This is a genomic window from Marinifilum flexuosum (assembly GCF_003610555.1).
Classification (GTDB): domain Bacteria; phylum Bacteroidota; class Bacteroidia; order Bacteroidales; family Marinifilaceae; genus Marinifilum; species Marinifilum flexuosum.
The window spans coordinates 1,126,961-1,138,379 of the sequence record NZ_RAPQ01000008.1; the positions used below are offsets into that span (position 1 = coordinate 1,126,961).

The following is an 11,419-nucleotide window of genomic DNA, read 5'->3' on the forward strand; positions in this document are numbered from 1 at the left end:
CGTTATGCAATGCTTTTGGTAATTTGGCTTAGAATTTTTCTTAATGCTTCCTCTTTGAATGGTTTACTAATAAAATCATTCATTCCAGCATCCATACAGGTTTGTTTGTCTTCCACAAAAGCATTTGCTGTTAATGCAATAATAAAAGCCTTATCAACTTCTGGATGATCTGCTTCATAACTTCGAATTTTTTGAGTAGCATTTAGGCCATCTAAAACAGGCATTTGCATATCCATTAAAATTACCTGGTAGTTGTTTTCTTTTTGCATCTCAAATGCTTCCAAGCCATTTTTTGCTACATCACACTGTAGGCCCATATGACGCAAAGTAAGAACAGCTACTTTTTGGTTAATAGGGTTGTCTTCTGCTACAAGAATTGATAATTGTCTTGGAATTTCCACGTTTTCATTATTAAACATATCCGCCTCCTTCTCTTTATATCCAAATTTTAGTTCAAACATAAACTCCGATCCAATACCTGGCTCGCTTTCTAAATTGATTTTACCACCCATCAAGTTGGTTAAATTCTTCGAAATTGCTAAGCCTAGTCCAGTGCCTCCATACTGTCTGGTTGTTGAACTATCAGATTGAGTAAATTCTTTAAATAGTTTTTTCTGTGCGTCTTTCGAAATACCTATTCCAGTATCTTTTATAGTAAAAAACAAAGATACATGCTGATTGTTCTTCTCAAGACACTTTATTGATAATAGAACTGAACCTTTATGTGTAAATTTTATTGCATTATTTGCAAGGTTCATTAATATTTGATTTAGTCTAAATGAATCTCCTAATAAATTTTCTGGTATGTCTTTATCTATTTCAATATTAAACTCTATGCCCTTTTCAATCGCCTTAAAGTTAAGTAGGTGATAGATGGTGTCAGTTAGTTGTTTAATATCGAATGCAATATTTTCAATTTCGATTTGTCCGGCTTCAATTTTCGAGTAATCCAGAATGTCATTAATAATTTGCAAAAGATTTTCTCCCGATGTTGTCATTACTTTCAACATGTCTTTTTGTTCGTCGTTAAGATCTGAATCCAATAACAGTCTCGATAAGCCCAACATACCATTCATTGGTGAGCGAATTTCATGAGACATATTGGCTAAAAATAACGACTTGGCATTTGTTGCTTCTTCTGCTTTTTGTTTTTCAATAATTAATTCTTCATTCTTTCTTTCCAGATATTCCAATAAAGTGTCAAGCTCTTTTCTCTGTCGGTACAGATCAAGAAAGACTTTCACCTTTCCTTGTAAAATTTCAGGAATAATGGGTTTTGGAATGAAATCAACAGCACCAGTTTCAATGCCTTTAATAATATGCAAATCGCTTTGATGTATGGCTGAAACAAAAATAACAGGAAGGTACTTCGTTTTTTTACGCTGACGCATAAATTCAAGTGTTTCGTACCCATCCATACCAGGCATTTGAACATCGAGAATGGCCATGGCGAATTCTTCTTTGAGTGTTTGTTTCAAGGCTGCTTCTCCCGATTCAGCTCTTACAAACTCAACGTCAAAATCGCTTAAAACCCTTTCTAAACTTACCAGGTTTTCAATTTTATCATCTACGATTAGTATTTTGTCTTTTTTCATTTGTTTCTAAATTCTTTTCTAATTGTAAAGCCAAATTTTCAACATCGAGAACAATTTGTTTTCGTCAATAGGTTTTGATAAATAATCATTTGCTCCCGAGGTAATGGCTTTCTGATAATCTTCTTTCATAGCCTTGGCCGTTAAACAAATGATTGGTATATCTTTTATTTCAGGAGTTTTCCTGATGATATTCATGGCTTCATAACCGTCCATTTCCGGCATCATGATATCCATTAAAACTAAATCGATATTGTGGTTTTCTTTTAAAACGTCAACTGCAATTTTACCATTTTCAGCTTCAAGAACATCCATTTCTTTTTCTTCAAGAATCTTGCCTAAGGCAAAAATATTTCTGATTTCGTCATCAACAACGAGTATCTTTTTTCCCTTAAATATGGAATCGTCAATTTCGGTAATTTTAACTTGTGGATTCTCAGGAGCTGTTGTTGCAACTTGGTGCAAGAACAAACTAACTTCATCCATTAAGCGTTCGTCCGATTTTAATCCTTTTAATATTATAGAATTGGTGTATTTGCTTAACTCACGGTGCTCGCTACGACTTAACTCTTTTCCGGTATAAATAATTGTATTAGGAATTTTGACTCTATTCTCTGTAAGTTTTGCTAATAATTCATTCCCAGTAATATCTGGTAAGCCTAAATCCAAAACAATGCAATCGTATTTTTTAGTCGAAATTAATTCCAGAGCTTCTTTTCCTGTATTGGTTTCTTCAATTTGAACATTGGTTGGAGTAAGAATACTCTTGATCAATTGTCGGGTTACATCATCATCCTCAATTACCAGAATCTTTTGTGCTTCGGTAAATAGTTGAGTCTTCATTTTATCGATTGCCTGGGTAATATTTGTTGCATTAACAGTAGGCAAATCGTTGATATTTCTTTCAAGAATTCCTTCAACTGGATTAATAATATGCATTGGAAGTTTTGAAGCATAAGTATGTAACCTTAGTGGATCGAGCACAGCTTCTCCCTTTTCCATTAGTAGATCTAAGCCAACAATTACTGCAGACGGTTGATGTGATTCGATAAGCTGTATTGCATCAGGAATATTTGCTGCTACCAAAGCATGGAAACTGTTATTATGAATTTGATAATATAAATTTGTAGCTTCTTCCTTATTAGGATGGATTAGTACAACACTTGAACCATGCTGAGGTACATCCCGATCATCGTCAATAAACTTAGGAAGTACAACAGCTTCATTACTATGATCTATTTTTAATTCTACTTCCTTTTTTATTGAATTAGTATTATTTGGTGTTTTAGTGGATTGCTTTACAGGAACAAAAAGAGTAAAGCTTGATCCTTTATTCACTTCACTTTCCAGGTGTATTTCACCACCAAGCATTCTGGCCAATTCTTTCGAGATAGAAAGTCCTAAACCTGTTCCTCCATATTTTCTTGAGGTGCTACCATCAGCTTGTTGGAATGCTTCAAAAATTGCTTCTTTTTTCTCAGGAGGAATGCCTACGCCAGTATCCATCACGCAAATCGAACAAGTTTCGGTCGATTTAAGCTCATCTCTCCATAATTTAGAATCACCATTAACACGTTGCATAGATACACTTACAGAACCTTTTGAAGTGAATTTAAAGGCATTGGATAACAGGTTTTTGATAATTTGACTCAAACGAAGTTGATCTGTTTCAATTGTATTGGGAAAATCATCAGAAACATCTACATGAAAATCGAGTCCTTTCTTTTCAGCCTGATGTTTAAAGTCCATTAAAACTTCACTTTTTATATCAAAAGGACTAACCTGTTCCATCTCAATGGTCATTTTCCCAGCTTCGATTTTTGACAGGTCTAGAATTTCATTGATCAATTGAAGTAAATCTTTACCACTCTTATTGATAATTTTTGCAGATTCAACATCTTCAGGAGTAAGATTTCCATTTTTGTTTTTTACCAACATTCCCGATAAAATAAGCAAACTATTAAGCGGTGTGCGTAATTCATGGGACATGTTGGCCAGAAAATCTGACTTGTATTGACTAGCCTGTTCAAGTTCTCGAGCTTTGGTTTCCAGTTTTTCGTGTGCAAGCGAAAGTCCAGTGTTTTTTTGTTCAATTTCTTCCTTTTGAATCTCAAGTTGATTGGTTCTTTCTTCCAATTCCTCGTTCGCAACTCTTAATTCTTCTTGTTGAACTTGTAATTTCTTCTCGTTCTCTGTTAAGATACTTGTTTGTTCGGCAAGCTCTTCATTTGCAACACGAAGTTCTTCTTGTTGAACCTGAAGTTCACTAGCTTGTTCTTGCGTTGTTTTTAATAATGTTTCAAGCTTAATACGTGCAAGAGTTGAAGCAATTTTAACTGTAATACTATCTTTTACCGCCTTTATAAAATCAATTTCCGGATCGGTAATGGTTTTGCTTGCTGCTAACTCCATAACGCCCCACAACGTATTGTCATATACCAAGGGTACTAGAACAATATTGGTTGGCATCATTTTTCCGGTTCCTGAGAAAATTGAAAAATAATCAGCGGGAACATCTTTAATATGACCAAACTTTTGTGTTGTGGCAGTTTGTCCAATTAAACCATGTCCAATCCTAATGTTTTTGTATTGATTTTTATCAGGAATTCCAACAGAAGCTGCTAGGCATAGACTTTTTTGTTCTTCTCTATAGACATAAATTGCACCTAATTCAGCTCTTAAGAAAGCTGTCATATACTGTAATGCTTTACTTGCGACTTCTTTTAATTCATGATCTCCTTGTAACTCATCATTTAAGTTGTTCACACCAGATCTAAACCATAAAGTTTCATCATTTTGTGCTTTAGAATGTTTTAAGGTTTTCACCATTTGGTTCAATGAAACAGATAATTCATCCTCCTTTGATTTAGGAATTAAGCTGATGCCCAAGTCTCCATTAGCTACTTTTCTAGTGTAAGAAACAACATTTTGAAAATCGGTTTGAATACTTCTGAATGATTTAGCCAAAGAACCAATTTCATCTTTGGTTTTTATATTTAAAGGTCTTCGGAAATTTCCTTTTGCAATATCACTAAAATTATCAACCATTTCCCTGACAGGGATTGTAATTGATCTTGAAATGTATCTGGATAAAATTAAAAACAAAATACTAATTGATAAGGAAATGATCACAATCGCCCATACTAATCCAGTGTTTACCTTATTGGCTAAGGTGTTTAATTCTAGACTAATGCCGGCGTAGTATTCTTGAATTTGTAGAAGTTGTTTGTGTGTTTTATCGGTGTCAATTAAATCTTTCTGAGTTTGTAGGTTATGTTGTATTTTTTGTAATAATCCTAGAGTTTTTATTGCCATTTCTCTAGAAGAATCCATTTCGCTATTATTAAAACTGTGTAATGTCTTGATTCTATCGATCAATAAAATAGCATTTGACATTTCATCATTAAAAACTTGTGGAAATTTATTAAAGATATCAGTTGCAATTTCATATTTAGTTTTAACATTCAAATCTCCTCTTATTTCAAGCATTAATTGAATTAATAAATTAGCTTCGTTTAAATGTTTAGCAGATGTATCAAGATGTTTAGGATCTTTGTGAATTTTATAATTATAAAGTTCTTCGACTCCATTCTGAAGTAAATTTTGATGCACTCTAACACCATTCAACATTATACTTAAAAATCTACTTGTGTTGAAAAAGTAGCTTGAAACCATACTTAAGACAACAATCGAAAGTATAGTTGTGGATGTTAATAAAAGCAGTTTGGACTTAATACTCCAATCCTTTAACTTTTTCATCATTATTCGCATAATATCTTTGTGTGTTTGAGTTTTAAGTGTTAAAAAGAGATTTTATTTTTTTAATCTCGGTGATGTTACGGTTTTTCTAGTGAATGGTTACTTTTTATGTGTGAATAAATGATATTTCTCCGTGAATTCTAGTGCAAGTTAAAAAAATGTCTTCTTCTTTAGATTAGAACGGAAAAAAATCATTGAGAAACAACTGTTATTTTGTTAATAAAATGTTATAGTGTTTGGATAATGTTTAGATATGCAATAGGTTTGTTATAAATAAACAAAATCAAACAACTAATTAATCCTAAATCCTAAAAAGATGAAATACTTAAGTTTATTGGCAATGTGCATTGTGATGTTGTCATGTAATTCAGTTCAAAAGGAAAAGACTGAAAAGAAAGAAGTTGCTCAGATCAAACAAGCTGCTTTATCAATTGAGCAAGTAATGCAAACAGCTGCCGATAATGTTGGCAAGGAAGTTTACTTTCAAGGTACCGTAAATCACGTTTGTGCTCACTCAGGAAAACGTTGTATTTTAAAAACTGCTGATGGAAAATTATCGATTAGAGTTGAAGCAACTGGTAAATTGGAAGGGTTTACAAAAGAACTTGCAGGAAACGACCTTATTGTAACAGGAACTTTACGAGAAAAGAGATTGGATACAGACTATATCGACAAATGGGAAGCTGATGTGAAAGCAAAACATGTTGATGAGGAAAAAGGAGAACATTGCAGCTCCGAAATGGCCAACATTAAGGAAATGCGTGACTGGATGAAAGAAAATAACAAAGATTATTATGCAATCTACTATGTAGACGGAACAGCTTATGAAATTGTGGAGTAAAAAATTTTGGAGAAAATGGCTTAGATTGATACATCGTGATTTAGGTTATTTTTTTGTGGGTATAACGATTATTTACGCGGTTTCGGGGATCATTTTGAATCATAAAAAAAATGGAGAAGATCCAGCTTACCGTACCGTTAAACAGAATTATAAACTGGAGGCCAATTTAAGTCCAGATCAATTGAAAACTTACTGGGGAAATAATTTTTCAGACTACCATTTGAATAGAATTATTCCGAATTCCGAAAGGTATGATGTTTATTTAAAAGGTGGTTTGGGTAAATATAATCCAATGAGTGGACAACTGGAATTTGAATTGTATGAGAGAAAACAATGGGTTTATTTTATGAATAAGCTACACTACAATAGCAAGAAGGGTTGGACTCTTATGGCTGATATTTTTGCTGTAGCCATGCTTTTATTTGCACTCTCGGGCATGTTTATGGTTCCTGGTAAAAAAGGCATTACAGGAAGAGGAAAATGGTTAATAGTCATAGGTATTATCCTCCCTTTCTTATTTTTCCTATAAAATATGAGGTGCTGATTTTTCAGTACCTTTTTTTATACAATTTCATAAAATGTCAGGAAGTTTTATTTGGAACGATAATTGATCAAAGAAGGCGAAAACAATAAATGGCTATTTTATCAATCAAAATAATCCGTTAAATTGTCAAGCCTTAAAATAATAATACCATGAATAAAATTCTACTTGCCCTAATTTTAGTTCTGATGCAGTTTAGTTCAATGAGTCAGAATAAAGAATTGAAAAAACTATATTCAAAAGGGAAATACGATCAGTTAATAGAAAAAGCTCAAACTCTCTTAATAGAAAACGATTCTGATCCAGATTTGAATTCGATTTTAGGAAGGGCCTATACCAATTCAAAGCAGTTTAACAAGGCCATTCCATATCTTGAGAAATCGATGTTAAGCGATTCTGCCAGCGAAGAAATTAAGGCTCTTAGTAAGGCCTATCTGGCCAAATGCTATTTTATAACTGGCGAAAAACAAAAAGCCATTACTTATTTAAAAGAGTGTCAGAATGGCAGAATTTCTAAAGAGGCAAGTAAATATGCATATCGATACCTAAATTTATTTCAAACAGGAGTTTATTATCAAACTTGGGAAGTTGTTGAATCAGAGAAAATAAGATTTCATTTTCAGGATAAGGAAAAATTACAAAGTCCCGATGCTTATATGAAACGCCTAAAAGTAAATTATAATAGAATGGCATCTTTTTATGGAATTGATTCTCCGAAAAAGGTAGATGTTTTTGTTTGGCATGACAGGAATGAGGCTTTTCGTAAGTTCAATCGACCATTAGGATTTTATAATTCTGATTTATGCATTGTGAACGTTTGGGATCAGCAGGAAGATGATTACGAATTGTGCCATATGCTAACACAAATGGTGTTAAAACCAAAATCTAAAAGTATGCTTTTGGATAAAGGTTTGGCTGTATATTTCGACACCATGGATAAAAATCTTTTTGCCATTGCAAGAAAGCGAGTGCCTAAAGAGAAATTTTCGCTTCTTGAATTGTGGGAGCAACCTACCAGGTACGAGCGCAACTTAAGTTATCCGGTTGGTGCTGCTTTTATTGAGTTTTTGTTGAATAAAGGAGGAAAAACCAAACTGAAAAAACTTTTGGAAAATCAAACCATAAAAAACGGGAGAGAGGTTTATTTTGATTTCGATAAGTTGGTGAAAACTTTTGAAGCAATGTTACTTAGAAGATAGAGCTGTTGATTTTTATTCTTATAAGATTAACGAATAAGGAAGCTTAAAGTAGGAAGAAGTACTCCGAATGTAAGAAGAAGTACTCTGTATGTAGGAAGAAGTATTCTGTATGTAGGAAGAAGTGCTCCGTATGTAGAAAGAAGAACTCTGTATGTAACAAGAAGTAATGTAAAAGTAGAAAGAAGTACTCCGTATGTAGAAAGAAGAACTCTGTATGTAACAAGAAGTAATGTAAAAGTAGAAAGAAGTACTAAAGAAAAACCACCTTGGAATCAATATTCAAGGTGGTTTTTGTGTTTGTATATAGGTATTGGGTTAATTTACTCGTATTTTAAACTTACAACGGGATTCTTTGTTGCAGATTTCCAGGACTGATAGGCTACTGTTATAGTTGATATAATTAGTAGCATCAGAAACACAGCAATAAACAACCAGAACGGGAAATCAATTCTAAAAGGATAATCCTGGAACCATACTTCCATAGCAAAATAAGTTATTGGCCAAGAAATTAATGAGGCAATTAGAATCCATTTGCTGAAATCTTTACTAAAAATAAGAATCAGTTGATTCATTGATGCACCAAGCACCTTACGAACACCAATTTCCTTAGTGCGTTCTTCAGCATTAAATGAAGCCAAACCAAATAATCCAAGACAGGATACGATTATTGCTAAAATTGAAGCGTAAAGAAGGGTGCTGATTGTGGCTCTTTGACCTTCATACAAATTGTCGTAATGATCATCAAGGAAATTATAAATCAATGGAAATTCTGGATTGTATTTACCACAGATTTTCTGGATCTCCTGAACTGTTTTCGTTGCATTTCCTTCAACGTAGCGCACAAATAAGAACCTTGGATCGTCGCATAAACGAAGTAAAAAAGGTTGTAATTTGCGAGTGTTTGGTGTACAATGGTAATCTTTAACAACACCAATAATTCTTAAATCTTCGTTATTGCCAGTATGAATCATTTTATCAATTACCAATTCATTAGAAATCATTTTTGCAAATGTTTCGTTGATAATTACACAACTTGAATCTGCAGCAGGGTTATTAGCATTAAATGGTCTTCCTGAGTGAAATTTTACTTTAAAAACATCAAAGAATTCTGGGTCTACATAAGGATAAGTTATCAAAGGTTTGAATTCAGGATCTTTACCTTCCCAATTTTCGCCCCAACCGTTACTAAATACATAATAAGGTCTGTGTGAACCATAAGATACATTTTCAATAAATGAACTTCTCATTAATTCACCTTTTATGGTCTCTATCTTTTTTTGCATCTGTTGATTAATATTAATCGCGATTACATTATCCTTATTTAAGCCAATATCCATATTGGTAAGATAATTGGTTTGTAATACAATCGTTAATGTGCAAATAAGTAAGGAAGAGGCCAATATGAATTGCATTACAACCAAAATTCTTCTAAAGCGATTACTTCCTTTTCCTCCTGAAAATGTACCTTTTAATACCATGATAGGATTAAATGAAGATAGGTAAAAGGCAGGATAAGCTCCGGCAACTAGTCCCGTTACCAAGGTAACTCCTACAATAATCAACCAAAATTCCAGGGATGAATAATCCAAAATAAGGTGTCGGTTCATTAAAGAATTGAATTGTGGTAAGAAAAGGTGTGCCAGAATGATTGCGAAGTTCGCCGATATAATTGTGATTAGTAATGATTCACCAATAAACTGCTTAATCAATTGTGGATAAGTAGCTCCAATTGCTTTCTTAAGACCAATTTCTTTGGCTCTTTTAGCTGCACGTGCAGTAGAAAGATTCATAAAATTGAAACAAGCAATAATTAGAATGAAAATTGCAATCATGAAAAACATCTTAACCTGGGTGATTTTGGAAGGTGAATTATCAAGATAGTACAAGTGCCTTTTAAGCAATGGATATAAAAAGGCGTATTTTTCACTTTCCTTATCAACATGATCGATATAAAATTGATCTAATTTTTCGTTTAGCACGTCAATATTCGTTCCTTCGGCAATTTTTGCATATCCAAAATAATTATGCGAACCCCAATTTTCAGACCAGGGATTTGCCTTTCTCATCAACTCGAATGGCATTAACAACTCAAACCTTATTGATGAATTAGTAGGGATATCCTTAACAACTGCAGTAACTGTAAGGGGTTGTCTGTTATCAATGTTTACTGTTTTACCAATTGGGTTTTCATTCCCAAATATTCGTTTCGCTGATTTTTCAGTTAGAACCAAAGAATTAATATCATTCAAACAGGTTTCTATATTTCCTTGTAGTACAGGAAAGTTGAAAATTTTGAAAAAATCCGGATCAGCACCTTTAATGCTTTCATATTGCTTTTTGCCATTGTATTCAAGAAGTAAATTTTCTCCCCAGGCATTAAAATGTGTTGCATATTTTATTTCCGGATATTTTTCTTTCAGGGCATCAATTAGTGGAGTTGGCAAATTTGGCATTGCATTTCGTTTGCCATTCCAGGTCTGATAATTTCCTACCTGATACACTCGTTCAGGATCATTATGGAATGTATCGTAACTCATCTCATGATTTACCCAAAGCAGTAGCAATATGGTACATGCCATACCAATAGCCAAACCTACAATGTTGATAAAACTGTATCCTTTATTTCGGATCAGATTTCGATATGCAATTTTAAGATTGTTAATAATCATGATTGATTGGTTTAAAGGATTTCAGTTTGAACTGCTTTATTAACTTGTTTTTTGTGATTTTCGCTAACAATATGGCCGTCGAATAGTTGAATGGTTCTGCTTGCTCTTTCTGCATCGCTACTCGAGTGAGTAACCATTACAATTGTGGTGCCTTCCTGATTTAATTCAGATAACAAATCCATTACTTCTCTACCATTTGCAGAATCGAGATTTCCGGTTGGCTCATCGGCTAAAATTAAATTAGGATTCGAAACTACCGCTCTTGCAATTGCCACTCTTTGTTGTTGTCCTCCCGATAATTGTTGTGGAAAATGTTTACTTCTATGATCAAGTTGTACGCGTTTTAGTACTTCTGCAACTTTTCTTTTTCGTTCCGATACTGGTACTTTTTGATATACCAAAGGCAATTCAACATTTTCATAAACACTAAGTTCATCAATCAAATTAAAACTTTGAAAAACAAAACCAATATTTGATTTTCTCAATTTAGTTCTTTGCTTTTCCGTATAATGTGCAACTTCATTTTCTATAAATCTAAAATTGCCCGCTGAAGGATTATCGAGCAAACCAATAATGTTTAGTAAAGTAGATTTTCCACAACCCGAAGGTCCCATAATGGCAACAAATTCGCCTTTCTTTATGTGTAGATTAATATTTGATAAAGCTAAAGTTTCTACTTCTTCGGTTCTAAAAACTTTACTTAAATTGGATGTTTGTATCATGATTGTCTGTTTTTATTAGGTTCGACGTGCTTAGTGCGATACTTGTGCCAAAAATCGTAACTACCAGTAGATTAATAGGTAAGGCGTTTCGTGGTG

7 protein-coding genes are annotated in these 11,419 nt (G+C 33.3%); 3 read left to right on the forward strand and 4 right to left on the reverse strand.

Going from position 1 to position 11,419, the window contains the following annotated elements; genetic code table 11:
* Positions 1–2: 2 nt before the first annotated feature.
* Positions 3–1,595, reverse strand: a complete 1,593-nt coding sequence (locus tag BXY64_RS04865; RefSeq protein ID WP_120238799.1) for a response regulator — start codon at positions 1,593–1,595, stop codon at positions 3–5.
* 18 nt (positions 1,596–1,613) lie between these two features.
* On the reverse strand, positions 1,614–5,351 hold the full coding sequence (locus BXY64_RS04870; protein ID WP_170150577.1) for a response regulator: 3,738 nt from the start codon (positions 5,349–5,351) through the stop codon (positions 1,614–1,616).
* 316 nt (positions 5,352–5,667) lie between these two features.
* Here BXY64_RS04870 and BXY64_RS04875 point away from each other — a divergent pair, with 316 nt between their 5' ends.
* The 3 genes from BXY64_RS04875 to BXY64_RS04885 all read left to right on the forward strand — a co-directional run bounded on the left by BXY64_RS04875 (position 5,668) and on the right by BXY64_RS04885 (position 7,932).
* Positions 5,668–6,192 carry a hypothetical protein gene (locus tag BXY64_RS04875; RefSeq protein WP_120238801.1) on the forward strand — a complete coding sequence of 175 codons (525 nt, stop codon included), beginning with the start codon at positions 5,668–5,670 and terminating at the stop codon, positions 6,190–6,192.
* Entirely contained in the window at positions 6,176–6,721 is a 546-nt protein-coding gene (locus BXY64_RS04880) for a PepSY-associated TM helix domain-containing protein (protein WP_120238802.1), read from the forward strand. Before BXY64_RS04875 ends, BXY64_RS04880 begins: the two co-directional genes overlap by 17 nt.
* A 164-nt stretch (positions 6,722–6,885) precedes the next feature.
* A complete protein-coding gene (locus BXY64_RS04885) occupies positions 6,886–7,932 on the forward strand; it encodes a hypothetical protein (protein WP_120238803.1) in 1,047 nt (348 codons plus the stop codon).
* Positions 7,933–8,252: 320 nt separating this feature from the next.
* Here the strand turns inward: BXY64_RS04885 and BXY64_RS04890 are convergent, their stop codons facing one another.
* Positions 8,253–10,601, reverse strand: a complete 2,349-nt coding sequence (locus BXY64_RS04890; protein WP_120238804.1) for an ABC transporter permease — start codon at positions 10,599–10,601, stop codon at positions 8,253–8,255.
* Positions 10,602–10,612: 11 nt separating this feature from the next.
* On the reverse strand, positions 10,613–11,323 hold the full coding sequence (locus BXY64_RS04895; RefSeq protein WP_120238805.1) for an ABC transporter ATP-binding protein: 711 nt from the start codon (positions 11,321–11,323) through the stop codon (positions 10,613–10,615).
* Positions 11,324–11,419: the final 96 nt, after the last annotated feature.

Excerpts from the sequence above, each read along its gene's own strand:
- BXY64_RS04895 (WP_120238805.1), bottom strand. The coding sequence starts at position 11,323 with ATGATACAAACATCCAATTTAAGTAAAGTTTTTAGAACCGAAGAAGTA.
- BXY64_RS04885 (WP_120238803.1), top strand. The coding sequence starts at position 6,886 with ATGAATAAAATTCTACTTGCCCTAATTTTAGTTCTGATGCAGTTTAGT.
- BXY64_RS04865 (WP_120238799.1), bottom strand. The coding sequence starts at position 1,595 with ATGAAAAAAGACAAAATACTAATCGTAGATGATAAAATTGAAAACCTG.
- BXY64_RS04875 (WP_120238801.1), top strand. The coding sequence starts at position 5,668 with ATGAAATACTTAAGTTTATTGGCAATGTGCATTGTGATGTTGTCATGT.
- BXY64_RS04890 (WP_120238804.1), bottom strand. The coding sequence starts at position 10,601 with ATGATTATTAACAATCTTAAAATTGCATATCGAAATCTGATCCGAAAT.
- BXY64_RS04880 (WP_120238802.1), top strand. The coding sequence starts at position 6,176 with ATGAAATTGTGGAGTAAAAAATTTTGGAGAAAATGGCTTAGATTGATA.
- BXY64_RS04870 (WP_170150577.1), bottom strand. The coding sequence starts at position 5,351 with ATGAAAAAGTTAAAGGATTGGAGTATTAAGTCCAAACTGCTTTTATTA.